The organism is Nitrospirota bacterium (genome assembly GCA_015233895.1).
Taxonomy (GTDB): domain Bacteria; phylum Nitrospirota; class Thermodesulfovibrionia; order Thermodesulfovibrionales; family Magnetobacteriaceae; genus Magnetomonas.
In genome coordinates this window covers 19,164-44,001 of the sequence record JADFXG010000026.1, presented here as the reverse complement: position 1 = coordinate 44,001, position 24,838 = coordinate 19,164, and the positions used below count along the sequence as shown (strand labels likewise).

23 protein-coding genes and 3 tRNA genes are annotated in these 24,838 nt (G+C 41.9%); 12 read left to right on the top strand and 14 right to left on the bottom strand.

The window, feature by feature from the left end:
* Both HQK88_13750 and HQK88_13745 read right to left on the bottom strand, forming a co-directional pair.
* A partial coding sequence (locus HQK88_13750) for a hypothetical protein (protein MBF0617865.1) occupies positions 1-512 on the bottom strand: 512 nt, incomplete at its 3' end.
* Between the two features lie 572 nt (positions 513-1,084).
* On the bottom strand, positions 1,085-2,176 hold the full coding sequence (locus HQK88_13745) for an NADH:flavin oxidoreductase (GenBank protein MBF0617864.1): 1,092 nt from the start codon (positions 2,174-2,176) through the stop codon (positions 1,085-1,087).
* A 219-nt stretch (positions 2,177-2,395) separates the two neighbouring features.
* On the opposite strand from HQK88_13745, the gene HQK88_13740 reads away from it, so the two are divergent.
* Both HQK88_13740 and HQK88_13735 read left to right on the top strand, forming a co-directional pair.
* Positions 2,396-2,468, top strand: a tRNA-Lys gene (locus tag HQK88_13740).
* Between the two features lie 9 nt (positions 2,469-2,477).
* Positions 2,478-2,555, top strand: a tRNA-Glu gene (locus HQK88_13735).
* A gap of 83 nt (positions 2,556-2,638) precedes the next feature.
* Here the strand turns inward: HQK88_13735 and HQK88_13730 are convergent.
* Together HQK88_13730 and HQK88_13725 are read right to left on the bottom strand one after the other, a co-directional pair.
* On the bottom strand, positions 2,639-4,735 hold the full coding sequence (locus HQK88_13730) for a glycine--tRNA ligase subunit beta (protein MBF0617863.1): 2,097 nt from the start codon (positions 4,733-4,735) through the stop codon (positions 2,639-2,641).
* Between the two features lie 3 nt (positions 4,736-4,738).
* Positions 4,739-5,608 carry a glycine--tRNA ligase subunit alpha gene (locus tag HQK88_13725; protein ID MBF0617862.1) on the bottom strand — a complete coding sequence of 290 codons (870 nt, stop codon included), beginning with the start codon at positions 5,606-5,608 and terminating at the stop codon, positions 4,739-4,741.
* A gap of 221 nt (positions 5,609-5,829) precedes the next feature.
* On the opposite strand from HQK88_13725, the gene HQK88_13720 reads away from it, so the two are divergent.
* From HQK88_13720 to HQK88_13710, 3 genes are all read left to right on the top strand, one after another.
* Positions 5,830-6,885, top strand: a complete 1,056-nt coding sequence (locus HQK88_13720) for a 3-methyl-2-oxobutanoate dehydrogenase subunit VorB (GenBank protein ID MBF0617861.1) — start codon at positions 5,830-5,832, stop codon at positions 6,883-6,885.
* 68 nt (positions 6,886-6,953) lie between these two features.
* A complete protein-coding gene (locus HQK88_13715; GenBank protein ID MBF0617860.1) occupies positions 6,954-7,922 on the top strand; it encodes a chemotaxis protein CheV in 969 nt (322 codons plus the stop codon).
* An 8-nt stretch (positions 7,923-7,930) separates the two neighbouring features.
* Complete coding sequence (locus HQK88_13710; protein ID MBF0617859.1) at positions 7,931-8,338, top strand: Hpt domain-containing protein; 408 nt, start codon at positions 7,931-7,933, stop codon at positions 8,336-8,338.
* A 43-nt stretch (positions 8,339-8,381) separates the two neighbouring features.
* Here the strand turns inward: HQK88_13710 and HQK88_13705 are convergent, their stop codons facing one another.
* From HQK88_13705 to HQK88_13690, 4 genes are all read right to left on the bottom strand, one after another.
* Positions 8,382-10,601, bottom strand: a complete 2,220-nt coding sequence (locus tag HQK88_13705; protein MBF0617858.1) for a PAS domain-containing protein — start codon at positions 10,599-10,601, stop codon at positions 8,382-8,384.
* Between the two features lie 174 nt (positions 10,602-10,775).
* Positions 10,776-11,606: a phosphodiester glycosidase family protein gene (locus HQK88_13700; GenBank protein MBF0617857.1), complete on the bottom strand. Its 831-nt coding sequence runs from the start codon at positions 11,604-11,606 to the stop codon at positions 10,776-10,778.
* Positions 11,607-11,615: 9 nt separating this feature from the next.
* On the bottom strand, positions 11,616-12,107 hold the full coding sequence (locus tag HQK88_13695; protein MBF0617856.1) for a hypothetical protein: 492 nt from the start codon (positions 12,105-12,107) through the stop codon (positions 11,616-11,618).
* Between the two features lie 53 nt (positions 12,108-12,160).
* Positions 12,161-12,237: transfer RNA gene (locus HQK88_13690), tRNA-Asn, on the bottom strand.
* 153 nt (positions 12,238-12,390) lie between these two features.
* Between HQK88_13690 and HQK88_13685 the strand changes: the two genes are divergently transcribed.
* The 3 genes from HQK88_13685 to HQK88_13675 all read left to right on the top strand — a co-directional run bounded on the left by HQK88_13685 (position 12,391) and on the right by HQK88_13675 (position 14,835).
* The gene (locus HQK88_13685; protein MBF0617855.1) at positions 12,391-13,092 is read left to right on the top strand and encodes a polysaccharide deacetylase family protein; all 702 of its coding nucleotides are present in this window, start codon (positions 12,391-12,393) and stop codon (positions 13,090-13,092) included.
* A gap of 18 nt (positions 13,093-13,110) precedes the next feature.
* A complete protein-coding gene (locus HQK88_13680; protein MBF0617854.1) occupies positions 13,111-14,235 on the top strand; it encodes a glycosyltransferase family 4 protein in 1,125 nt (374 codons plus the stop codon).
* A gap of 324 nt (positions 14,236-14,559) precedes the next feature.
* Positions 14,560-14,835 carry a hypothetical protein gene (locus HQK88_13675; GenBank protein ID MBF0617853.1) on the top strand — a complete coding sequence of 92 codons (276 nt, stop codon included), beginning with the start codon at positions 14,560-14,562 and terminating at the stop codon, positions 14,833-14,835.
* A 9-nt stretch (positions 14,836-14,844) separates the two neighbouring features.
* Here HQK88_13675 and HQK88_13670 read toward each other — a convergent pair whose 3' ends face one another.
* The 5 genes from HQK88_13670 to HQK88_13650 form a co-directional block, all read right to left on the bottom strand.
* Positions 14,845-15,747 (bottom strand): L,D-transpeptidase family protein, encoded by a 903-nt coding sequence (locus HQK88_13670; protein ID MBF0617852.1) that lies wholly within the window; start codon positions 15,745-15,747, stop codon positions 14,845-14,847.
* Between the two features lie 6 nt (positions 15,748-15,753).
* Positions 15,754-16,488 (bottom strand): RNA methyltransferase, encoded by a 735-nt coding sequence (locus HQK88_13665; GenBank protein ID MBF0617851.1) that lies wholly within the window; start codon positions 16,486-16,488, stop codon positions 15,754-15,756.
* 119 nt (positions 16,489-16,607) lie between these two features.
* The gene (locus tag HQK88_13660) at positions 16,608-17,303 is read right to left on the bottom strand and encodes a DUF1566 domain-containing protein (GenBank protein ID MBF0617850.1); all 696 of its coding nucleotides are present in this window, start codon (positions 17,301-17,303) and stop codon (positions 16,608-16,610) included.
* Positions 17,303-17,557, bottom strand: coding sequence for a type II toxin-antitoxin system HicA family toxin (locus tag HQK88_13655; GenBank protein ID MBF0617849.1), 255 nt, complete (start codon positions 17,555-17,557; stop codon positions 17,303-17,305). The genes HQK88_13660 and HQK88_13655 overlap by 1 nt, the downstream gene beginning before the upstream one ends.
* The gene (locus tag HQK88_13650; GenBank protein ID MBF0617848.1) at positions 17,550-17,762 is read right to left on the bottom strand and encodes a 2-oxoisovalerate dehydrogenase; all 213 of its coding nucleotides are present in this window, start codon (positions 17,760-17,762) and stop codon (positions 17,550-17,552) included. The genes HQK88_13655 and HQK88_13650 overlap by 8 nt, the downstream gene beginning before the upstream one ends.
* 105 nt (positions 17,763-17,867) lie before the next feature.
* Between HQK88_13650 and HQK88_13645 the strand changes: the two genes are divergently transcribed.
* The 4 genes from HQK88_13645 (at position 17,868) to HQK88_13630 (ending at position 24,230) form a co-directional block, all read left to right on the top strand.
* A complete protein-coding gene (locus tag HQK88_13645) occupies positions 17,868-18,959 on the top strand; it encodes a pseudouridine synthase (protein ID MBF0617847.1) in 1,092 nt (363 codons plus the stop codon).
* Positions 18,952-20,736 (top strand): aspartate--tRNA ligase, encoded by a 1,785-nt coding sequence (gene aspS, locus HQK88_13640; GenBank protein MBF0617846.1) that lies wholly within the window; start codon positions 18,952-18,954, stop codon positions 20,734-20,736. Before HQK88_13645 ends, aspS begins: the two co-directional genes overlap by 8 nt.
* A gap of 194 nt (positions 20,737-20,930) precedes the next feature.
* Positions 20,931-22,007 carry a hypothetical protein gene (locus HQK88_13635; GenBank protein MBF0617845.1) on the top strand — a complete coding sequence of 359 codons (1,077 nt, stop codon included), beginning with the start codon at positions 20,931-20,933 and terminating at the stop codon, positions 22,005-22,007.
* A 6-nt stretch (positions 22,008-22,013) separates the two neighbouring features.
* Positions 22,014-24,230, top strand: a complete 2,217-nt coding sequence (locus HQK88_13630) for a PBP1A family penicillin-binding protein (GenBank protein ID MBF0617844.1) — start codon at positions 22,014-22,016, stop codon at positions 24,228-24,230.
* Between the two features lie 13 nt (positions 24,231-24,243).
* Here the strand turns inward: HQK88_13630 and HQK88_13625 are convergent, their stop codons facing one another.
* Positions 24,244-24,831 (bottom strand): UbiX family flavin prenyltransferase, encoded by a 588-nt coding sequence (locus HQK88_13625; GenBank protein ID MBF0617843.1) that lies wholly within the window; start codon positions 24,829-24,831, stop codon positions 24,244-24,246.
* Positions 24,832-24,838 lie beyond the last annotated feature (7 nt).

Below are 24,838 nucleotides of genomic sequence, written 5' to 3'. Positions count from 1 at the left end.
CGCACAGCCCACGCCGTCATTGCGAACCCCCGCAGGGGGTGTGGCAATCTCATCCTTTTTCTATAACATTTTGTTATATTTTTGAACTCAACTTTGGTGTTATAATATTTTTGCAACGGTCTCAAGTGAGAATTAGTTTCAATAAGCATAGTAGCATTATCTGAGAATGCCTTAGCATTGTCCAGGGCTGCATTAAGTGCTATTTCATATTTTTTGGAATTATTAATATTGTTTTTTAAACTAAGATCAAATTTTATCTGGTCAATACATCCGTCAACTGCTGATTTTGCTTCTAAGTATTGTATTAAAGTTTGATTATTTGTACCAATTTCTGGAGGTAACTCTTTTAAAAGTTTAACCAACTCTTCAGATGTTGATTTTTTTTCTGATAGCATTCTAATGTAGTTTGATAAATCACCTGTGGATTGAGCATATAAATTTCCACTATATAAGATGGTCAGCCCGATTGTAGCTGATAATATATTAAAAAACAATCTTGTTTTGGCCATCATTACAAACATCCTATCCTATTCTGTGGTTTAACTAAAGCAACAATTTTAAGTTTATCAAATCGCCTTTCGAAATTTTCGAGTTGCATCATAGCCCTCTTTCAATTTTGATATAACAATTGTAGCACATACTATGGCACAATAGCCATATTTTGTAAAATGATTAAAAAAAATCATGGAATCAGGCATCACTGCACGAATTAAATGAATTTGGACCACATTAATCTTTTAAAAACCTGCTTTTCACAGAGCTGAAGAGGTGCCTGACTCCCCCGTCGCCTAATTTTCCAACGGCTGAAAGGTTAAAAATGTTACTTGAAAGGGCGTAACGCAATGAGGCTGTTTTCTGAAGGAAATTTTAACATTTTTTGTTAACCTTAAAGCTACTATTTTTAAGGCGACTACGACAATTGCTTTTTTTTTCACCGGACATAAGTAAGCAGTCAACATTTGTGATTTTTCAACTAATGGCAAATACATAATCTTAGGGTCAAATGATATGACATTAATAATATGGGATGTGGCAACGTGAAAATGTCTTGAGACAATTATTCTTCTCTGGATGCCAAACGCAATTACGGATGTTTATTTAATTGCACGCACATAACGTAATCAAGCTTTCCGAAATTCATGCAGCCGTTACAGGAGATGCAGGCGGCCCGTTCTGTACCCTGCTGAAAAAGATTCGGAAGGTTGGGTTGTCTGATAAGAGGTCTGCCAAATGATATCAGATCGGCATACCCCTCTTTCAAAATATTATCGGCTACAGACTTTGAACGAACTCCTCCGACAAGCATTATGGGTACTGAGACCGCTCTTTTGAACTCCATAGCGGCAACACGATTATATGCCTCATCAGCGGTATCAAGTATTTTAGGCCTTGCCGTTTTAATTTTAGATTCGTACATGCTGGTGCTGACCTCTATGGCATCTATTGAGGCGTTTTGAAGGCGTTTGGCTGTTCTTAGTGCCTCAGGAAGGGTAACTCCTCCCGGCATAAAATCGTCATAGTTCATTTTAATAAACACAGGGTAGCTGTCTCCGACCTCTTTTCGTATGGCTTTTAATATTTCCCCGACAAAAGTGAATCTGCGCTCCTCATCCCCGCCCCATGCGTCATCGCGCCTGTTTGTGTACCCGGAGAGAAACTGACTGACAAGATATCCGTGTGCGCCGTGAATCTGAACGCCGTCAAAGCCAGCCTTTTGAGCCCTTTTAGCGGTAAGTGCAAAAGCCCCTATAATCTCCCATATCTCCTCTTCTGTCATCTCCCTGGGCATTGCCCTCATAAACGGCTCATACACGGCAGATGGGGCAATAGTTTCTTTACTATCCAGAAGTGCCGGAACACTCTGTCTGCCTCCGTGTGTTAACTGAAGGGCAATTTTACCCCCCTCTTTGTGTACTACAGAGGCTATTTCTGAAAGTCCGGCTATATATTTATCATCATAAGCACACAGAATCTTATCCACAGTAAATCCTGTGCGGTGCACTAACGTATTGCCGCTTATGATGAGTCCCACTCCGCCTTTAGCTAAATCACCGTAAAGTTTAAATATTCTGTCTGTCACAAAGCCGTCATTATCTGCCATTCTTTCATAACAGGCCGATCTAACCATCCGGTTTCTTAATTCTATCGTCTTAAGGTTATATTTTTCTAACAGCATATTAAACCTCCTTAATGTTATACAAAGTTAGCAACATAAACGATTTTATAATACAGAAAAAATGGTTCTCTGTCAAATTTACGTTGGAATTCAATACAACAAACTGTTTTTTGGGGGAACACTTTCATTTTGCTAAAAACAGGACATTTCTACTTTGCCCTGACAATTTTTTATTTGAGATTGACAAAATAAATGTAAGAGTGTTAAATTACTCTGCTTGAGTCGCTAGCTCAGTTGGTAGAGCACCGCCCTTTTAAGGCGGGCGTCCTGGGTTCGAATCCCAGGCGACTCATAACACGACGTCCCCATCGTCTAGCTCGGCCTAGGACATCGGCCTTTCACGTCGGTAACACGGGTTCGAATCCCGTTGGGGACGCCAATATTATCAAAATCAGAATCTTAAGGCACTCGTGGGTTTAGACATTGTACAGCAAGAAGTGCAAAAATCATTGATAAAAACAACTACACGTTTTGGAGTTTTGTAAAATCCGCTATTTTTAGAAACAAGTTCCTTATATCCATTAGGAGTGACAACCTGTTGTTCTTTTTGTTTTCATCATTATCCATGACCAGTACTTTTTCAAAAAACTGGTTTATCGGCCCCTTAAGTTTCTTTATCTCCTCTACGGCCCTCTTGTAGTTGCCGGCTGATACCGACTCTTCGATTAAGTCCTTTGTTTCATTAAGAGCGCTATATAATGACTTCTCCTCATCAAGCCCAAACCTTAATGAGTCGGTCAAACCCTCAAATCCCACAGGAATTATGTTATACACTCGTTTTATTGCGTGTAAAAACTCCTCGTATCCATCCAGGGTTCTAAAGTCTTTTAAGGCATCCAGTTTGTTTATCAGGTAGATTACAGGGATTGAAAAAAAGTCCTCTACAGCCGCAGAAACTATATCGTAACTGTAACCTATCGTTGTTGTAAGCAGGGCTTCTATGCGCTGCCGGAAAAAACCCTCTATTACTGTAACCAAAGAAGCATCAAAGTTGTTAAGCCTGATGGCATCAGCAAAAATCTCATTAAGACTGATTCTGTATCCTGTTTTTAACAGTATAGCTATAATTCCAAGCCCCTGCCTTCTAAGTGCATACGGGTCCTCAGAGCCTGACGGAATAAGCTTTGCCGAAAAAAACGATACAATGTTATCAATTTTATCACTTAGGCTTAAAATCGTGCCAGTTACGGTTTGTGGTATCTCATCACCGTAAAATCGGGGTAGATACTGTTCTGAAAGCGCTTTGCTTACCTCAGCGAGCTCTCCGTTAAGGGCGGCAAGGCGGGTTCCGGTTATACCCTGAAGCTCCGGGAATTCTCTTACCATACCGGTTAGGAGATCGGCCTTGGAAAGTTTCACCGCTCTTTCAATAACGGCATTGTCAGGAAAGGGGTCAGCGACCCCCGGCGGTTTATTATTGGCTAATTTATCGGCAAGTGATGTGGCGAAAGGATACATCCGGTTTATCTTGTCAAGCATAGTGCCGATAGATTCGTGATGTACTATACCGATGAGTTTATTTGACAGATCAATGAGCGGAGTTTTTAAATCTGTCTCGTAGTAAAACTTAGCGTCATCAAGGCGTGCCTTTATCACCCTTTCTGCCCCGGCTCTTACCACAGCGGCATTGTCATTAGTTGTGTTACTTATGACAACAAACTTATTGATAAGTTTTCCGGCTTTGTCAGTAAGCGCAAAGTACTTCTGATGGTCCCGCATGACGCTCACCAAAAGCTCAGGGGGTAAGGTTAAAAATCTCTCAGCCGAAAACGCAGCAATAACAGCAACTGGGTACTCAACAAGGTACGTAACAGTGTCAAGCAGGGATTGATCCTCATGCAAAAAGGCGCTGTTTTGAGCGGCTATATCGGTAAGCTGCGCTTTTATCATTGCTTTGCGTTCATTTTGATCAACTATCACGTAATGTTTCCGTAAAAGCTCCTTGTAGCCGGATACACCGTTACAGGGAATCTCACCAAGGGATAAAAACCTGTGGCCGTAAGTCTTATCAGAGCTCCTAACTCCTGCAAAATCAAACACAACCGGTTCATTACCGTAAAGAGCCGTAAGCCACTGAATTGGCCTTACAAAGCGGGTATCAAGGTCACTCCATCGCATCATTTTAGGAAATGTTAGAGCAGAGATGATTTTTATAAAAATTGTGCCGATAATCTCTTTTACTGCCACACCAGGCTCCTCAATAACGGCACACACATACTGTCCTTTACCTTTGGTGCGCATTTCAAGTTTTTCAACCGGTATGCCATTAGATGCGGCAAAAGCGATGGCAGCCTTAGTGGGGGCGCCAGTTTCGTCATAGGCTACCTTTACGGGTGGCCCTAGTAGCTCGCGTGTGCGTCCCTCCTGATGTGGATTTACTCCCGTTACAATAAGTGCAAGGCGTCTTGGTGTGGCAAAAGTATTTATATCGGAAAATGCTACGGCAGCTTCTGTCAGAAATTTTTCGGCAAGTGTTTTTAATAAGTTAAGTGCAACAGGCAAAAAACCTGCCGGAACCTCCTCTACTCCTGTCTCAAGCAATAAGTCCAATGTTTCCATAAATTATGGTGTTTCCTTCTCACCAGATTGCTGCGGTAAATTATTAACATAAAGCTGCGCACAGTGCTTGGCAAGTGCTCTGACACGCCCAATGTATGAGGTACGCTCAGAGACGGAAATTGCTCCCCGTGCGTCCAAAATATTAAACACATGTGAACATTTTAAGCAGAACTCATAGGCCGGATATACCAGTTCAGCATTGGCTAATTCCTGCGATTGCTTCTCAAAATCGTCAAACAGCCGCCTGTGCATATCAACAGAGGCGTAATCAAAATTAAACTTTGAAAACAATACCTCATCCTCATGGTGGATGTCTCCGTAGGAAAAGGTTTCATTCCATCTAAGGTCATAGACGTTATTGACACCCTGCAAATACATTGCAATCCGTTCAAGGCCGTAAGTTAGTTCAACACTGATGGGCTTTAGGTCAAACCCTCCGACTTGCTGAAAATAAGTAAACTGAGTGACCTCCATTCCGTCCAGCCACACCTCCCAGCCAAGTCCCCATGCACCCAGCGTGGGGGATTCCCAATCGTCCTCGACAAACCGTATGTCATGCTTTGCGGGGTCTATGCCAAGAGCGGTGAGGCTTTGCAGGTAAAGCTCCTGAGAGTTTTGTGGTGAGGGCTTAAGGATTACCTGGTACTGGTAGTAGTGTTGAAGCCTGTTGGGGTTTTGTCCGTACCTGCCGTCAGTGGGGCGGCGCGAGGGCTGTACGTAAGCTGTGCTCCAGGGTTTTGGTCCCAGCACTCTGAAAAAAGTAGCCGGATGAAACGTTCCGGCTCCAACCTCAAGATCATAAGGCTGAAGCAGTACACATCCTTTTTTAGCCCAAAATTCCTGTAATTTTAAATAAATATCCTGAAAGTACATGCTTTTTAAATACACCGTTTTCCTTTTTTATTAAATCAAAACACCAACACACTGGCTGACTAATACCGAGTTGCATTCAGAAGCATAACGAGGCGACAATGCCAACAAAGTTAGGCAATTGAAGGCTACTTGGTATAAAGCATAAAGAATACTAACTTGTTTTGTCAAATATGTTATAATCTATGCGTGAAGTCATTGCAAGCCATTAAAAGGCAGTACGGTTGGCCGATAAGACTCTGATAAAAGGCAACGAGGCAATAGCTAAGGCTGCCATAGAGGCAGGGTGCCGGTTTTACGCTGGTTACCCAATAACGCCTCAAAATGAGATACCGGAGTACATGTCCTATGCCATGCCGGAATCGGGCGGGGTGTTTATTCAGGCGGAGAGTGAGATAGCGGCAATAAACATGGTCTATGGGGCGTCGGCAGCCGGAGTGCGGGCGATGACCTCGTCAAGTTCACCTGGAATTAGCCTTAAGCAGGAGGGGCTGTCTTTTTTAGCAGGAGCAGAGCTTCCAGCGGTAATTATAAATGTGCAGAGAGGCGGCCCCGGACTTGGTAACATATCAGGCTCACAGGCTGATTATTTTCAGGCAGTAAAGGGCGGCGGACATGGCGATTATAAACTTCTGGTCTATGCCCCGTACAATGTTCAGGAGATGTGGGATTTAACCATGCTTGCCTTTGATAAAGCCGATCTCTACAGAAACCCAGTGATGATACTTACCGATGGGATTTTAGGCCAGATGATGGAACCTCTCATACCAACGCGTTATGTTAAGCCTCAATTACCGGAAAAGACGTGGGCTCTTACCGGTTGTAAGGGCAGGGCGCCTAATGTGATAAAAACCCTGTACATGGGAGATGAAGAGCTCGAGCGCTTAAACATTACTCTTATGGAAAAGTACAAGACAATAAGAGAGAAAGAGGTACGCTTTGAGGCCATAAATGTGGATGACGCTGACATTGTGCTTGTTGCCTTTGGAATAGCGGCAAGGATATCATATTCAGCCATGGCAGCGTTACGAAAAGCTGGAAGGAAAGTGGGGCTACTCAGGCCTATAACTCTGTTTCCATTCCCATCCGATGCAATTTTAGCTTTAACAGGAGCAGGCAGAAAATTCGTTGTGGTAGAGTTAAACTCTGGCCAGATGGTTGAGGATGTCAGGCTATCCGTAAACGGCAGGTCAGAGGTGCTTTTTTATGGCCGGCCCGGCGGAGCTATAATGAAACCAAATGAAGTCTATGACTTTGTATCTAAGATTTATCCGGAATAAATTAGCGCATTTATTTAGATAATGGTATATAATAAACTATGGCGCAGAAAACATAGGGGGAGGATGTAATGACAAATATAATAGACCAGATAAAGTCAGAGATACTTCTTGAGACAGGTACAAATGAGCTGGAAATACTTGAGTTTTACATAGATGAAGAGAGCAGACATGGGCAGGAGAGCCGCTTATATTTTGGTATGAATGTCGCAAAAGTCATGCAGGTCATAGAAAACCCAAATCTTAAACCAAGGGATTATGCCCAAAACCCGTGTTTTTTAGGCACAATTGGGCTTCGTGACCACATAGTGCCTATAATAGATCTGAGCATCTGGCTTGGCGTCCAGAGAAAGACTGATGCAGGAGACATAATCATAATAACGGAGTTCAGCAAATCAGTTCAGGGGTTTTTGGTTTCAGGGGTTACGGAGATAACTCGTTTCCAGTGGAAAGAGGTAGTGCCACCAGGGCGGTTTATATCGCATCTGGGTTCAAAGGCAATCGTAGGCATGGTGTATGCCAAAGACCATTTCATACAACTCCTTGATCTTGAGCATATCATCTCGGATTTAGACCCCCACTCCTCGATGGATACATGGAGGACCACAGTCAGGGCACAGACGCAGTACCGGGCACTTATTGTGGATGACTCAGAAACAATTCGGGAGATAATCAGAAGAAACATGGAGGCAGCCAATTTTAAAACAAAATTGTTAGACAACGGCCAGCAGGCCCTTGACTATCTAAAGGAGCTTGGAAAAACCGGAGCAGCCGAGGGTAAAGGCATTTTTGAATATATAGACATTGTAATCTCCGATATAGAGATGCCGCTTCTTGATGGCTATACCCTGACTAAACACATAAAGCAAGACCCTTATTTGCAAAAAATCCCTGTAATTCTGTATTCATCCCTTATCACAACCGAGTTGCGCCACAAGGGGGAATCGGTGGGGGCAGATGATCAGGTGTCAAAGCCGGATTTAGATGAAATGGCGGCAAGGGCTATAAAACTCATAGAAGAAAAGTTAGCTTTAGTTTAGGCAAAATTATGGTAAGCGTTGAAAATGATGCAGATTTATTAGTAACATTTGGGATGGAAACGATAAACCGGCTCCATGAGGTAGATTCTTTACTTCTTAAGCTTAAAGAAGGTAGCACCTCTTTTGAAAGCAGTATTAACCAAATATTCAGAGACGCCCATTCTATCAAGTCCGGAGCTAACCTTTTAAAACTTAGTAAGATAGAGCAGCTTGCACATGCTGTTGAGGATGTTTTGCATGTCCTGAGGGAACGAAAAATCATTCCTGACAAACAATCAATCAAAATAATTATAGAAGCTACAGACTTTATCAGACAACTCATCTATATGATTAAGCTCAGTAATCACGCTGATATTGAATCAATCGTTAAGAGACTTAACGGGCTTGCGGTATCACTCCAAAACCAGCGTAATTGAGGTAAATCTGAAAAAACAATAATAATTTTCAAGTCATGTGAAATTATAACATATCACCTGTTTGTGTCTGTTTTATATTCAAACTTATCAAAAACTCAGCGCCTCCATTAATATTTCTAACTGATAGCGTACCTCCCATATTTGTCTCAACTATTGTTTTTGACATGTAAAGCCCAAGCCCTGTTCCTCCCTCTTGTTTTTTGGTAGAGAAATACGGTTCGTAGATTTTATTTATAGTCTCTTCTGAGATTCCTCCGCCATTGTCTGTTATTGAGACAACACCGTTACCCCCCGACTCAGAGATAACTATTTTTATCTGGCCCTTAAAGTCAGGGCTGTCTTTTTTACGTCTGCTTAGTATCGCATCTTTTGCGTTATTTAAAATATTAAGAACCACCTGCATTAATTCATTTGAATAACCCGTAAAGATTAGATTAGATTCTGCACACAATACCTCTGTTGATATTTCTATATTATCCTTCCTGTATAAGTTCCCGAACATATATAACAAATCATTAATTGTATCTAAAATGTTAAAGGTGGTCTTCTCTTTATTGGGTAACAGGAAATTTCTAAAACCATCAATCGTTTTTGCCATAAAGTTGATTTGTTCTTTTGATGTCTTTACCATTTTATCTATATATTCGTTATTGAGTTCACCAAATTCAAATGCATCCTTTATGTCGAATATATTAATGGATAAAGCGTTTAAGGGCTGCTTCCACTGATGAGTTATCATACTTATCATCTCACCCATGGTTGCCATCTTAGATTGTTGAACCAGCAGTTGTTCTTTTTGATGTCTTAGCTTTATCTCATCAGCAACCATTTTTTCCAGCTCTTTAGCCATCGATTGCAGTTGTTCTGTCTTTGTATTAAGGTCATCCTCCATGCGTTTTCGCCGTGTAATATCAGTAGCTATGCCGCATACGGCATATATTTTGCCGCCGACATCATACAGGGGAAACTTTATGGATATATAAATATGTATGCCGTCTTCATGTGGAACTATCTCTTCAAAACTTAAGGGCATGTTCTTTTCTATAACCTCACTGTCGTTTGCCCTGAAACTATCTGCCGCCTCTTTTGGAAAAATATCGTAATCGGTTTTACCGATGACGGCATCTTTGGTTATATGAAAAAGCATCTCATACCGGCTGTTAATGAGTATATAACGGCCTTGTACGTCTTTAAGGAAAATAACGGCAATTGTATTGTCAATTATCTCCTGCAATTGATTATGGCTTTCTGTCAGAGCATTCTCTATTTTTTTACTGTATATGATATATCTGTGGACAAAATACAAAAATATGAGAGTTCCAAGAATAAGTATAATAATTAGTGCCGGTGTAACGATGCATTCATGTTTCCACTCTTTAAGGTAATCCTCAGATGCAATACCAATAGTGATATAAAGTGGATAGCCGGCTATTTTTTTGTAAGAAACATATTTAGATATATTATCAAAGCTGGTTGGAGTAAAAAATGTTCCGCTTGTTTGACCTGTCTCTAAGAGTCTTTTAAATTCAGGAGATAAAATCTTATTTCCAATATCACTGCCTGCCACTTTGGATTGAGGATATCTGGCAATGATTGCCATCTCATTATCACGTAAACTTATCCCACTGTGTGGTCCGATATCGATAGTGGCGAAAACTTTAATTAAGTGTTCCAGTGCAATGTTTGCATAAACGATACCGCCAAAGGTGCCATCGGGATTATTTATATGTCTGGCAAGTGTGAGTATCCATTTCTTGCTGAAGGGTACAAACATCGGTTTTGATATTATTAGTGTGCCTTTAGGACTGCTCTGTGCTGCAATGAAAAAATCACGGTCTGAGATGTTTATTTTGGCCTCTTGTGGTTTACCGGTTACAATTCCATGTGCATCTGCTATTGTCAGAGTTTCAATCTCAGGCAGATATCTTTGGTATTGAGTCAAAAATGAGGTTAGCTCTTTGCTATCAATGGCGCCGTTACGGAGCATATTACTTATCTCATCCGAAATATCAATTAAAATAATGTCTATTTTGCCAATAAATCCATTTAAGTACCGCTCAAGCACCAGTGATATGTTTTGAGAGGCCGGAGCCGCGCGTTGCTCTGCCTGATGTTTGCTATAGCGCAAATATACCACCCCCGATGTGGCAACAAAGAGGTCAATAAACAAAACACACAACACTACCATCTTGAAAACAGAGGATAAAGATGCAGTTGATTTCGGCAGCCTTGAAACCATAGCTTTTGATGTCGAACTTTTCATGTATTATCCGCCATTAAATTATAAACCTCCCCTCTGCACAGCATCCTCAAAGATTATTTTTTCATAACGGAGGTTAGTTTCGGCAAACATAAAAAAAACAGTTGAAAATCATCGCAGAAATAATAAAAAACCTCATATAAGCTTATATACTTTCCAAATGTAGCTGTCTGGCAATCATTTCTTTTTAACCAGTCCGAGCACGTTTGGAATTGGCCAAAAGGGATCGCCGGTGTTTTTACTGCTTAGATTTACGCCCACGTTACCAGCCCGTTCAATTTCTCTGCCACCGGCGTTTATATACAATGACGCCTGCTTGCCTCCCTCCAAATACATCGCAACATGAATTTTTAAAGGAAGCTGCAATAATATCTTAATGAAGTCATGCACGCTAAGAGGAGTCACTGACATTAAAAAAAGAATGTTTCCTGATTTATCCATTCCTAAAGCTGCAACGCTCCATGAGTTACTTTGCGGCGTCCATACGTTTTCCTGATTGCAGTTTATCATTCTGATGTTTTGTATCACAGTCATGTATCTGTCTATTTTTTTGTCATCTTTTTCACATTCCATGTCAATAATCTGAAACTCACGGTCATTTTTATCTTTTGGCTCAAGCACCAGCATTGTCTTATACGCTTTAGAAATACGAGAGTTAAGAACATGTCCCTTACTTTTCATAAAGCCAACATTTGTCTTACCATCCTCCTGATACATTCCGGCATTAGTTACCGCTAAAAGTTTATACTTTTTAGCCCATTCTTTGGCACTCATGCTCATGCCCCCTAAGTCAGCGATGGTAAATAATTTTAACTCATAATTTGTGGGATTTACTCTTAAAGCAGATATTTTTACATTATCGCCAGTTGAGTCTGCCAATGCTTCAAATTCGGCAAATTCCATTCCCGCATCTAACTTAATCCAATTACTATCAAAGCTATGAGCTATGTTAGCAGTAATCGCTAAATAAAAAAAAACGAAAAATATTCTAAATAATAAAATCGGCATATTTTCCCGCTAAAAATTACCTCCGTGACCCTGATAAACACTGAACAATACTACAAACAGACTGACTAACATAACTATCCAGTGAAACAAAGTAAGACGGACAAACATTTTTTTTGTATCGTGCTGAGCCTGCCCTTTAAATATTATTTTAAAAAGCCTTTTCTCAAAGGTAAGCACTATCAAATACACTATCCATAGAAACAACATTAATGTCAGATATAAACCTTCTTTGTGAAAAAAAGCGTTTAAAAAGCCTTTTAAATATACAAGAAGCCCGCCCGTTAAACCAACAATTAGAACGCATACTTTTGCTATTTTTGCAAATCTGTGCTCAGTCCCCTGAAAAAACATGACTTTTTCCATGGAATCCTCCATGCGCAATATCATTGGAAATACGATTGTCGTAACAAAAACAACACCGCCTATCCATATTAAAACACTCACTACATGCACAGAAGTCAGAAGCGGTATTATCATGCCTTCTATCAGTGGATTTTTCATTTTATAAGCCGCTCCTTCTTGCCGTCTCTAATGTAGTTGTAACAGCGGTTATCTGGCTCCTGGGGAGGGATTCGAACCCCCGACAAGGTGGTTAACAGCCACCCGCTCTGCCTAACTGAGCTACCCAGGATCTCCTTGCCTAAAGCCTGTATGATTATAACAGCGGAGAATTTCAATTGTCAATTTGTACCTAAAAATTTTTTTTTCAACATTTTATTTTGTTAATAATGTTATAATATATATACACAGGATTAAGTAAAGAGCTGTTGTTTTAACTTAAATTATGAAGAGAGCTATTGTTTTAACTTATCATTGTATTGGTATGCCCAAAAAGAGTGTCAGGCTGCCGGGTCTTTACGTTACGCCTAAAATGTTTGCTTTTCAAATGTATTACTTGAAAACTTTTGGGTATAACGTAGTAAGACTGAACGATATTTTGGCTTTTTCACTGGGGCAACCCTCTAACTCAAAGTTAGTAGCCATAACTTTCGATGACGGATTTAAGAGTTTTTTGGAGTTTGCTTTTCCCATTTTAGATAAATACAAGTTTCCGGCTACCGTTTTTCTTGTGTCATCCCTGGCTGGTAAGCATAATGCGTGGGACAGCGGCTATGTAAACGAAAGACGGGAACTGATGGATTGGAATGATATTAACTTCTTAAAAGAAAATGCAATTGACTTTGGCGCCCACTCAAGGACACATCCGGACTTGCCTAAACTATCCGACTCCGAACTTGAGGCAGAAATCAGGGGTTCAAAAGACGATATTGAGTCAAAATTGGCTACTCCTATAGATTTTTTTTGTTATCCGTATGGAGGCTACGATGACAGGGTTACGGCAAGTGTGAAACGGGCGGGTTTTAAAGCCTCATTTACCACTAAAAAAGGTTATATCAGAGCAGGCGACAACCCTTATGAGTTTAACCGTATGTCAATTAAACTTAATACAGGCCCGATTGCATTTTCATACAAATTACTCTTATGATGGAAAGCTAAAACACTGATGAAGAAAGTCCTTTTTTTATATACAAACACTAAGTGGAGCGGCATCGCTTCTCACGGAACAGTTCTTGCCAGAGCGCTTATTCATTCAGGAATAAATGTAATTGTGGGGTGCCCAAAGGAAAGCCCGATTTATGAAAATTGCGCTATAGCAGGCGTACCTGTGTATCATCTTAAATTAAAAAATTTCATGGATATTGTTGCACTGTTCAGGCTTATTTACATTGTATATAAGCATGGGGTAGATGTTATAGTCTCAAATCTTGGTAAAGAGTATTGGCATGTTGCATTTGTTTCTATTTTGCTAAGGACTAAGTTTATAATAGTCCGGCATCAGGCAAACAAGTTGAAATATGTTACTAATTTGTTGATAACATGGCTTTGTGACCATGTTATCGCAGTCAGTGGCGCCGTTAAAGCAGCGCTTACCGAATGCGGTGTAAAACCTGAAAAAGTAACGGTTATCTATTCCGGTGTGGATTTGTCTGTTTTTGACAGGTCAAAGTTCAATAGCTTAGAAACAAAAAAATCCCTTTCGATAACTCCCGACAGGGTAGTCATAGGGACCTCCGGCAGGTTGTCTGCAGACAAAGGAGGGTTAGTTCTGTTTAATTCATTTGTCATTCTGCTAAAAAAGTTTCCACATCTTCATTTGCTTTTTATAGGCGATGGGCCTCTTAAAGAAGTTATTGAACGTGAGGCGGCAAGCAATGACATTTCACAGATGGTGACTATTACAGGGTTCAGAACCGATATGCCATTTCTATACAGCGCCATAGATATTTTTGTCTTACCGACGTCAGGGCTTGAATCATTTGGATTTTCTCTGATAGAAGCGATGGCTATGGAAATTCCTGTGATAGCGTCTAATGTCGGGGGAATTCCCGAGATTATTACGAATAACCATAATGGGCTTTTAGTTAATCAAAATGATCCGGCAGCTTTAGCTGATTCCATTGCCAGACTGTTAGAGAATTCATCCTCAACTACATCTAATATTGCTAAAAACGGACGTTCCACGGTTGAACAACATTTCTCGGCACAATCATTTTCTGATAAATTTGCCAGATTTCTTAACGAAACCCAATTTCTTAACGAAACTCAATTTCTTAACGAAACTCAATAAAGGATTTGCCTGAGTGAGGAAGGCAAAATCAGAACACTTGAAGCATCAGGAAAAGGTGCTGTATCTGAGTTGCAATGGTTAGTAATGTTATATTACTGACTTCAATTTCAAGGACTATAGCACTGCAAACTGACGTTGAAGAGGTTTACGCTGAGTTAAAGAGTGCTCAGTAAGGCAGGTGTTAACACAAATTATAAAAAAAACACTTGATTTATTTTAATCAGTTGTTTTAAGATAACTCCATATTATGCTGTACAACGGCTTGCTAAAAACCGCACGTTCAGGCGGTTATCATGAAAAAACCTTTAAAAGGGAGGGTAACGTATGAAACACATCACGTTATTACTGTTGTTAGGATTTACGCTCGTAACGTTTGGCTGTACCTATGAGTTAAGCAAAGATGATAAGGCTTATCTTGATGGCGTAAAGGCTAGTGCTCAGAAATCAGCCGATGAGGCCAAAATGGCAGCAGACAGAGCAGATTCAGCAGCTAAGAAAGCATCAGCAGCAGCTACAAGCGCTGAAGAGTCAGCAAGAAAGGCTGAAAGAGCCGCTGAGAAATGCGAAAAGGGTTTCAAAAAGGGCTTAAAAAAGCACTAAAAAACTCTTTTATTTAGAAATTACGGTGGGAAGGCCTGTTGCTTCCTTAATTGCACTGTTTAGTAAGCCGGTATCAACGTATTTAAGCAGGCCTTTCCCACTAAGTTTCTTAAAGGCTAACTCAGATAGTACTTCTCCTTTGGTTATGTTGTCCTCGTTGTAGTTGTTGTGAACTTCAATATATACTTTATTGTCCTGTTTTGCTACTTTTACCGGCTCATAAATGATTTTCACTATATCATTAACCTTAACATATTCAAACAAATTCTCTACCTGATCGTTGTACATTCTTATGCAGCCGCTGCTTGCCCTGTGGCCAACACTATAAGCTATGTTGTTGCCGTGAATGCCATAGCCTCTTATTGAAAGCTGTAGCCAGTATTTGCCAAGAGGATTGTCAGGTCCCGGCTGTACTAAGGCTGGCAGATGGGGATACTCATCGCGTATGTGCTGAGGCACTTTCCACACTGGGTTAACTACCTTGCCCGCTACATGGAGTGTACCAACTGGGGTTGAATATCCCTCATCGCCTACTCCTATGGGAAAGGTCTTGACAAACTTGTGATCTTTGAATTTAAAAAAGAAGTAAAGCCTCATCTCTGCCAGATTTATGAGAATTCCCTCGTTTAGGAATTCCGGGATAATCCATCGTGTGGGGATTCTGATGGTTGAGCCGACATCAGGAAGCCACGGATCCACGCTACTGTTTGCGGAAACTATGGCGTTATAACCTATTCCATAAGCAAGTGCAATATCATGAAGTGTATCTTCTTTATCAGTCACCTTGTATGACTGTTCAACTCCTATGATTTGCCTTGAGGGATCATTAAGTGAGAAAGTCCCTGCAGCAAAAGTATTTCCACCTGCTAACAAAAGAAATATGCTTAATACAGCACCTGTCAAGTTGTACATCTGAAGCTAACCCTCCTCTGAGATTTTATTGTTTATATAACTAAGTATTCCGTGAATCATATCAACCTCCCACACCATCATACCACAACGGCCAAGCAGGTGTTTTATGTTTCGCATAACCTCTGACTTTAGATCATGGCTGCCGCGGTTACCGTACCCTGCCGCATTAAGAGTATCCTCGATTCTACCATACAGTTGAGTCAACTGATAAGTGGTGGCCTTTGGTTTTACCTTAAAAGTGGAATCTAATACAAAAATATTTGAAAGCTCATATGCCGTAAGAAGGACTGCCTGAGACAGGTTAAGCGAGGGTTGAGCGTTGGAGGTCGGAATAAAAGCAATAAAGGCGCAGGATTCCACCTCCTTGTTGTTAAGTCCATTGTTCTCACGTCCAAAGAGAAATGCTACCTTGCCCTCTAAAGCACTGGAGAGTATGGTCTTAGCGGCCTCGTTAACAGGCTTAAAAACACCGCGTGTTTTACCAAAACGCCTTGACAATCCTATGACAAGGTGCATCTGTCCCACCGCCTCTTCAAAGCTCGTGCAGACAACAGCCTGCTCCAGGACATCCTCAGCGCCGTGGGCAAACAGGTAGGCATCTATAGTCAGGTGCCCTTCTGGGTTTACCAAAATTAGATTAGAAAATCCCATGTTTTTTATAGCCCGGGCAGATGCCCCTATATTGCCGGGCTCTTTGGGCTCAATCAAAACAAAATATATATTCTCTGAAGCCTTATTCACATAAAACCTGTATGTAAAACACGAATCTAAAATTCCTGAAGTTATTTTAACAGGTTCTCTCCCAAATCATCCAGTGGTATAGGTTGCAAAAAATATAAAAAAAGCCATAGTCATGACAGTCATCGGTTACGTACCGCAAAAGCCCTGCCTCCGGCGGAGTCGCTGCGGTCATTGTAAACATCATAGCCATTGTAAAATAAGAAGGCCCACGCCTCAGACGGGCTATAAATCTCGCCTGACCATACCCAATGGTCAAACTCCATGCCAGCATCATAAAAACCTCTCAGTTCTGCTCTGGCAGGCATACGCCAGCCACCCCCTCCACCAACTGAGAGGCTCTTTACCCACAAGTTTGCCTCATCCCAATTTGTATCATTATCAGAGCCAACGTACCACTGAAGTCTTGTGGCAGTGTCAGTAATTATGCCCTCGTTGTCAACTGTCATCAGTACCTTCAGAGGCTCTTGTAAGAGGGTTGTCTCCCCCTCAGGTGCGGCCTCTGTGGTCATAGTTGTATCGGTTTTCCAGTCCTTATGCCAGATTGACAGTGTGTAGGATGCGGTAGGGTATAACTTCTTAAAAGTGAATTTGCCGTCTGAGCCTGTGGTTGACTCAAATTGCTCATATCCTTCAACAGGCTCGTTTTGCCTGGCTATTACCTTCACGCCGGCAATCGGTCTGTTTTTGCCATCCACCACCTTGCCCTCAAGGCGCGATTTCTTTCCGCATCCAAAGTTTAATAATAACGGCAAGGAAAGAATTAACACAGCAAACACTGTTTTGGATATCTTCATGTCTTTGTCCATTTCGGACATCAGTAGTCCTTGAACAATTCCGCTATCAACGATTCTCTATCACGATTAAGTCCTTGTGCGAGGTCTCGAAGGATATTGCCAAGAGTGCCGATTTTTAATGGTGAGTGATCAGGAATGGTTATATGATGTTTTACATTTCCATAAGTTGAGGTCAATCGGATGTGGCTGCCGCTTTGTCTGGTTATCTCATATCCGTACTTACTCAGAAGCGTTGCAAGGTCTCTGCCAGACAAGTCTCTTGGTATTTTAGGCATAAGAAAATACTTCCTCTATAACCATATGAAGCCTGATTACTTTTGGTACCTCCCCTTCGTTGTCAAAATGGCATTGAATAGCATCCTTAATGTTTATTTTCAGTTCAGCCAGATCATTGGCCTCTGTGATTATAGAGTAATTGAGTGCATGAGCACAAAAGCCGCCTTCTATACTCTTCTCAACTATAAAGATAATCTCACTCATTTACACCTCCTCTTCAAAATATCGTTATTATACCATGAAAATAAAGAAACCCTCTAAATTAAAAAAAATCATTAAAAACAAACGTTTTTATGTTAAAATTATAGCATGGAAGAACGAATTCAAAAAATAATATCCTCGCTTGGCATAACCTCACGGAGAAAAGCGGAGGAAATGATTGAAGAGGGCCGTGTAACGTTAAACGGCAAGGTTGTAAAATTGGGAGATAAGGCGGACTTATCTTCTGACCACATAAAACTTGACGGCAAACTCTTACACGCTGGCAATGCAGCAGAGAAGGTTTACGCTAAATTTTATAAACCCCGGCAGGTGATGACAACTCTTGAGGACCCTGAAGGCCGTCGCACGATTCTTAAATTTATTGAGGGCATCGGCGCAAGAGTGTATCCTGTAGGGCGGCTTGATTATGACTCTGAGGGGTTATTGCTTCTGACCAATGACGGAGAGCTTACGCACAGGGTGCTTCACCCGTCTAAAAAAATCCCTAAACGATATCATGTTAAAGTAAAAGGGGAGTTTTCTGATGCTGTAATGGAAAAGCTCCGAAAAGGCGTTATGCTTGAAGACGGAATGACAGCACCGTCTGAGGTAAGAAGGCTCAAGGACACCGACACGGAGTCTAACACGTGGATAGAGATAACCCTGTTTGAGGGCAGAAAGCGGCAGATAAGGAGAATGCTCCAGCAGCTCAAACACCCCGTGGCAAAACTAAAACGTGTCGCTATAAACGGCATTAAACTTGGCTCTCTGAAGCCCGGTCAATGGTCACTTCTTACGCCAAAAGAGTTAAAATCACTGTTTGATGAAACCGGAAATCCCGACAAACAAGCACAACAGCCGCCGCCTTCTGAGAAAGCAGATAAGCCATCTGAAAAGAAAACATCTTCCTTTGAAAGGCCATGGAGACCGACTGACAGGAGAGCATCTCATTTTGAGAAAGCAGAGAAACCGGCTGAGAAAAAACCATTTTCTTTTGATAAAACCGGTAAATCTAAAGAGAGACCATTTTCTAAGGACAGACCTTTCTCTTTTGACAAAACAGGTACTGCTAAACCATCTGAGACCAAACATAGGACGGATACAGAAAGAAAACCTAAAAAACCAAAAATGACTTTTGTAAAAATAGACACCATAGATACCGGAAAGAGACGAGTTAGGAGGAAAACCAGAGATGTTTAGGACTAAGGGATGCGGGAGGCTGACATCGGAGGACATTGGGACAGAGGTAAACCTAAGCGGATGGGTGTTTAGGAGCCGTGACCACGGAGGTCTTATATTTGCTGATTTACGGGACAGAAGCGGCATAGTGCAGTTGGTCTTTAGCCCTGACGTAAGTGCGGAAACGCATGAGTCGGCGCATCAGCTTAGAGGCGAATATGTGATTTCAGTAACCGGCGAGGTTAGAAAAAGACCTGAGGGTACGGAAAATCCTGACATTCCAACCGGAATGGTGGAAATTTACGTAAAGACACTTACCATCCTAAACAGGTGTGAACCGCTTCCCTTTACCATTGAGGAGGCCAAAGATGCCTCGGAGTCGCTACGGCTTCGGTACAGATACCTTGACCTGAGAAGGCCGGAGATGATGCAAAATCTGATAACGCGCCACAAGGCCTGTAAACTAATCCGTGATTATCTGGACGGTGAGGGATTTCTTGAGATAGAAACTCCGGTGTTAACAAAATCCACGCCTGAGGGCGCACGAGATTACCTTGTGCCAAGTAGGACTAATCCCGGAGCGTTTTTTGCTCTCCCTCAGTCCCCTCAGTTGTTTAAACAGATACTTATGATAGCTGGAGCAGACAGGTATTTTCAGATTGTCAGGTGTTTCAGGGATGAGGACTTAAGAGCCGACCGTCAGCCTGAATTCACACAGGTTGACCTTGAGATGTCATTTGTTGAGGCGGATGACGTGATGGGGCTTGTTGAGGGCCTGCTAAAGAGGTTATTTAAGGAAATAAACGGCGAGGATATAGTAACGCCAATTGTGCGTATGACTTACGGCTATGCAATGGAAACATATGGCAGTGATAAGCCTGATTTGAGATTTGGGCTGCCGCTTGTGGATATGGCTAATGAGGCGTTACAGAGCGACTTTAAGGTCTTTCTTGATGTATTAAACTCAGGTGGCAGGGTAAAAGCAATACTGGGAAAAGGAATGGCCGGGCTTTCCCGCAAAGAGGTGGATGTGTTGACCTCTGAGGTGCAGTCCTATGGAGCTAAGGGACTGGCATGGATAAAAGTTAAGGACGGGTTTGAGTCCCCGATAGCCAAGTTTTTTAAAGAGGACACCATGCGCGCTATGGCTGACAAACTTCAGGCCGCCCCAGGGGATATGATGCTCTTTGTGGCAGATAATGGAAAAACGGTAAATGAAGTTTTAGGCCGGCTGCGGCTTGAAACAGCAAAGCGCGCCAACATAATAGAAAATAAGAATCGCTTTGTATGGGTAACGGACTTTCCGCTTTTTGAATACAACACGGACGAAAACCGTTTTGTAGCAATCCATCATCCGTTTACATCACCCTCTGATGCCGATATTGAGGCAATAATGACAACCGGAGCCACTGATTTATCAGGCATTAAATCAAAGGCATACGATATAGTGTTAAATGGTTCGGAAATTGGAGGCGGCAGCATTCGTATTCATAGTCCGGAGCTTCAGAAAAAGATATTTGAAATGATAGGAATCGGCTCTGAGGAGGCCACAGAGAGATTTGGATTTCTTCTTGACGCTCTAAAGCACGGAGCACCGCCGCATGGCGGCCTTGCCCTTGGCCTTGACAGGCTGATAATGATAATGGTCGGAGCAACGTCTATCAGAGACGTGATAGCATTCCCAAAGACTCAAAAAGCAGTCTGCCCGCTAAGCGGCGCTCCATCCGAGGTTGATAAAAAGCAGCTACGTGATCTCTATATAAAGGTCAACATACCGGAGAAAGTTGTGGAAAAGTAAAGTAAGGGAAAGGATGTTTTACAAGAGGGGGTGTCTCATCCCTTTCCCATGACATCATTTTTTTTTTTGCCATATAGAATTCATTTCTTGTGTTTTGGTATAATACTGCCGTGACTATGACAGAAACAGTGTCAGAGAGGCGTTTTAATTCAAGAGTTATACCACTCACTTTAAAAATAAAGAGGATATAAGAGATGGCTGAAATAAGCGATAGCGTTAAGTTAATGGATACGGGTAAAAGGAATGCCTCAGAACGGGATCGGCAAACGGAAAACTCTCAGTTGGTGGGACCTGCAGGGTTAGACATAGGAACATCCAACATAGTGCTTGCAAAGATGAGAAGCGGCGCTGTTCAAACAGTTAAACAACTTAATGCCTTCTTTGCAGTGCCGAGATCTAAGTTTACCGGTAAGGTGTTTGCAAAAAATGAAATCATGTATTTTGCAAGGAACGGACAGTTTTATATAATCGGGAATTCCTCCGATATGTTTGCCGCAACTTTTAACTCAAGCACGCGCCGTCCCATTGAGGGAGGACTTTTAAGCCCTAAAGAAGATGAGGGAATAAATGTTATAGCAGCTATTATGAAAACTATGCTCCCGCCGCCTAAAAAACCCGGTGAGGTCATAGCGTTCAGTGTGCCCGGTGAACCGGTTGATACACGAATATCGGTGCTCTATCATGAAACCGTCATGAAGCGCACCCTTGAAGGTATGGGATATTTACCTATTTCTGTAAACGAGGGTTTAGCCGTCATAACTGCTGAATTGTCAAACGACAACTACACCGGTATTGGAATCAGCATGGGGGGCGGCATGTGTAACGTCTGTCTTGCTTATATGGCTGTGCCGATTCTTTCCTACAGCATTCAAAAGGGCGGGGATTACATTGACTCGATGGTTGGCAGAACGTTGGGAGAGTCCCAGACAAAAATAAAATTGATAAAGGAAAAAGAACTGAGTCTTACGCGTGAACCCAGAAACAGGGTGGAAACAGCCCTTCAAATATTCTATGACGATCTCTTATTACATCTTACACAGAGTCTGGAGCAGGTGTTAGCCTCCTCGGATAAAGTGCCGAGATTTGCAAAACCCGTGCCTCTTGTCATAAGTGGAGGCGGCGCTTTGGCTAATGGCTTAAAGGAACGGTTTGAAAGAGCGCTTAAGAACGTCAGTCTGCCTGTTCAGATATCATCAGTAAGAATTGCCGAGGACCCTCTTAATTCCACTGCCAAGGGCGCGCTGTACATGGCCCTTTCAGAGGAATCCTGATATTTAATGGCTGTTGCTGTTGTTGTCTTTTCCATAGATAAAACAAGGGGCAACCTGCTCCTTAAAATACTTGAAAGCGGTGCTCTTAAGGCTAAGCTTATCAAAACAGTGTTTGACCTTGAAAGGACAGTATCAAAGCATGCTCCCTCTATTATTATATTTGATTCAAAGTACCACTTTTCCAAAAACTACACAATAGTTGGCTCTCTCAGAAGTAAGCTCCCGAAATCTGCAATAATAGTCCTTTGTGAACCATACACGGAGCACATTTTCACAGATATGGGAATACGCGCCGATATGTGCATGGCTGATCCCCTTGATCCTGAGTTGATATTAGCCAAAGTACGCGAGGTCTATTTTATTAAAAATAAGTTGTATCTCAGATTTACCACTTTTTTAAGCATTCTATACAATTTATTTTCAGGTGATACTAAAAATCCATATCTGAGTTTTGTTAAAAAAGTGCTCTTGATTTTTGCGCTTGTAGCCTCTCTGACAATAGGGGGAGCCGGGGGTTTTATCCTGTGGAGCATTTCGGATTTACCTAAGGTGAAACTACTTGAGGAGTACACTCCGCTTGAGTCCTCAAGGATATTTTCCACAAACGGTGAGTTTCTGGCTGAGGTGTTTATAGAAAGAAGACGTTTTGTACCGTCTTATAAGATTCCTGAGCATGTGAAAAAAGCATTTATTGCCGTTGAGGATGTTCGTTTTTATAAACACTTCGGAGTGGATTTTCAGAGGGTTGTAAAGGCATTTATAGAAAACATGAGGGCTGGCACTATTGTGCAGGGCGGGAGCACGATAACTCAGCAGTTAGCTAAAATGCTGTTTTTGAAACCAGAAAAAAGCCTCTCTCGAAAAATTAAAGAGATTGCAATAGCGTTTCAAATCGAGGGACGCTATACAAAAGACGAAATCCTGTCACTGTACCTTAATCAGGCATACTTTGGCAGCAGAACATACGGAATAGAGGCGGCATCCTCTACCTATTTTGGTAAAAAGACAGAGGAGTTAACTATTGCCGAGGCAGCACTGCTTGCTGCCATTCCCAAAGCTCCCTCAACGTACTCTCCTTTTAAAGAGCCGCAGAGGTCCCTTTCAAGGCGAAACACCGTTATCCGGCTGATGTACGAAAACGGCTTCATCTCTGATAACAAATACAAGGAGTCGTTAGCCGAACCAATTCCCAAACATCTGGAATCCCCCAGCTACAAGGCCCCGTATTTTGTGGAATATATAAAGGGGGTTCTTGAGCAAAAGTACGGTGACAGCCTTTATACCTCAGGGCTTAAAATCTACACTACACTTGATATGAATATGCAAAATACGGCGGAAAAGGCTATTGAAAATGCTATTGAAGCATTTGCTAAACGTGATATCAAAGGCGTGCAGGCAGCTCTTTTGGCAGTTGAGATAAAAACCGGTGAGATAAAAGCCATGGTTGGTGGTACGGATTTTTGGGAGACTCAGTTTAACCGTGCAACGCAGGCTATGAGGCAGCCTGGGTCATCATTTAAACCCTTTGTATATCTTGCAGCTTTCAGATATGGTTATAAACCCTCAGATACGGTAGAAGACAGAGAGGTGACGTATTTTCAAAAAAAAGGAGAGCCATGGACTCCGCATAACTACACAAGAAGGTACTATGGCACTGTTACGCTTAAATCTGCCATTGCACGGTCTCTGAATGTGGCCACAGTGTCTTTGGCAAACAAGGTCGGCATGGAACGAGTGGTGGAATCGGCACGCCTTGTAGGGATAAAGAGTGTGATACGCCCGCGGTTGCCCTCAGCTCTTGGCGCATCGGAGGTCAATCTGCTGGAACTAGTCTCAGCATACTGTGCCTTTTCAGACGGAAACTTACATGAACCTATATCTTACACGCAGATAGTGAACAGATATGGTTTAGCTGTTGAGAACATAACGCCAGTTATAAAACCTGTGCTGGATAACTCTACGCTTGAAAAGATGCACGAGGTGTTGAGTGCTGTTGTGACAGAGGGTACGGCGCAATCTGCAAAGTCACTAAACAGAGTCGTTTACGGTAAAACCGGCACTACGGATGATTACGTTGATGCGTGGTTTATCGGATTTGATGACAAGTATGCAGTAGGTGTCTGGGTAGGCAGAGATGACCACACAAGCATAGGCGAGGGAGAGGCCGGCAGCAAAGCAGCTTTACCAATTTGGATAGATTTTATGAAAAGTGTGGTAAGATGAAAAGGCCTTTTCGCTAATTTCCCCATCTTTTAAACAAATTATGAGGCACAGAGAGATTATCGAGGAGTTTTCCTATTATAAAATTTATCATATCATCCACAGATTGAGGCTTTGTATAAAACGCCATCACAGGAGGTGCTATGGTAACACCAAGGCGGGAAAGTTTCAGCATGTTTTCAAGATGTATAGCACTGAAAGGCATCTCTCTGGGGACTATTATTAACCGTCTGCGCTCCTTTAATGTTACATCTGCCGCCCTTAGAACTATACTTTCTCCATAGCCGTTTGATATGCCAGAAAGAGTCTTCATAGAGCAGGGAACCACTACCATCCCGTCATTTAAAAACGTGCCGCTAAGAAGCGGAGCATACATATCCCCCTCTTCATTATAATGCAAATATTCACTTTTAAAATAGTCTTTTAACTTTGAGTGGGTTGCCGGCTCCCAGTCATTTCCGGTTTCATCTTTAATCACTCTGAACGCTGAAAACGAAATTACTAAATGTACCTCGGCGGTTTTTAAAAGCTCCTCTATAAACCTTATCGCAAGCAATGAGCCGCTTGCTCCGGTAATTGCTACTATATATTTTTTTCTTTCCATATACGTG

Coding starts and splice junctions, on each gene's coding strand:
- HQK88_13700 (MBF0617857.1), bottom strand. CDS start 11,606: ATGCCGATTTTATTATTTAGAATATTTTTCGTTTTTTTTTATTTAGCG.
- HQK88_13710 (MBF0617859.1), top strand. CDS start 7,931: ATGGTAAGCGTTGAAAATGATGCAGATTTATTAGTAACATTTGGGATG.
- HQK88_13650 (MBF0617848.1), bottom strand. CDS start 17,762: ATGAGTGAGATTATCTTTATAGTTGAGAAGAGTATAGAAGGCGGCTTT.
- HQK88_13675 (MBF0617853.1), top strand. CDS start 14,560: ATGAAACACATCACGTTATTACTGTTGTTAGGATTTACGCTCGTAACG.
- aspS (MBF0617846.1), top strand. CDS start 18,952: ATGTTTAGGACTAAGGGATGCGGGAGGCTGACATCGGAGGACATTGGG.
- HQK88_13645 (MBF0617847.1), top strand. CDS start 17,868: ATGGAAGAACGAATTCAAAAAATAATATCCTCGCTTGGCATAACCTCA.
- HQK88_13715 (MBF0617860.1), top strand. CDS start 6,954: ATGACAAATATAATAGACCAGATAAAGTCAGAGATACTTCTTGAGACA.
- HQK88_13685 (MBF0617855.1), top strand. CDS start 12,391: ATGAAGAGAGCTATTGTTTTAACTTATCATTGTATTGGTATGCCCAAA.
- HQK88_13670 (MBF0617852.1), bottom strand. CDS start 15,747: ATGTACAACTTGACAGGTGCTGTATTAAGCATATTTCTTTTGTTAGCA.
- HQK88_13635 (MBF0617845.1), top strand. CDS start 20,931: ATGGCTGAAATAAGCGATAGCGTTAAGTTAATGGATACGGGTAAAAGG.
- HQK88_13725 (MBF0617862.1), bottom strand. CDS start 5,608: ATGTACTTTCAGGATATTTATTTAAAATTACAGGAATTTTGGGCTAAA.
- HQK88_13625 (MBF0617843.1), bottom strand. CDS start 24,831: ATGGAAAGAAAAAAATATATAGTAGCAATTACCGGAGCAAGCGGCTCA.
- HQK88_13630 (MBF0617844.1), top strand. CDS start 22,014: ATGGCTGTTGCTGTTGTTGTCTTTTCCATAGATAAAACAAGGGGCAAC.
- HQK88_13655 (MBF0617849.1), bottom strand. CDS start 17,557: ATGCCTAAAATACCAAGAGACTTGTCTGGCAGAGACCTTGCAACGCTT.
- HQK88_13660 (MBF0617850.1), bottom strand. CDS start 17,303: ATGTCCGAAATGGACAAAGACATGAAGATATCCAAAACAGTGTTTGCT.
- HQK88_13730 (MBF0617863.1), bottom strand. CDS start 4,735: ATGGAAACATTGGACTTATTGCTTGAGACAGGAGTAGAGGAGGTTCCG.
- HQK88_13695 (MBF0617856.1), bottom strand. CDS start 12,107: ATGAAAAATCCACTGATAGAAGGCATGATAATACCGCTTCTGACTTCT.
- HQK88_13705 (MBF0617858.1), bottom strand. CDS start 10,601: ATGAAAAGTTCGACATCAAAAGCTATGGTTTCAAGGCTGCCGAAATCA.
- HQK88_13745 (MBF0617864.1), bottom strand. CDS start 2,176: ATGCTGTTAGAAAAATATAACCTTAAGACGATAGAATTAAGAAACCGG.
- HQK88_13680 (MBF0617854.1), top strand. CDS start 13,111: ATGAAGAAAGTCCTTTTTTTATATACAAACACTAAGTGGAGCGGCATC.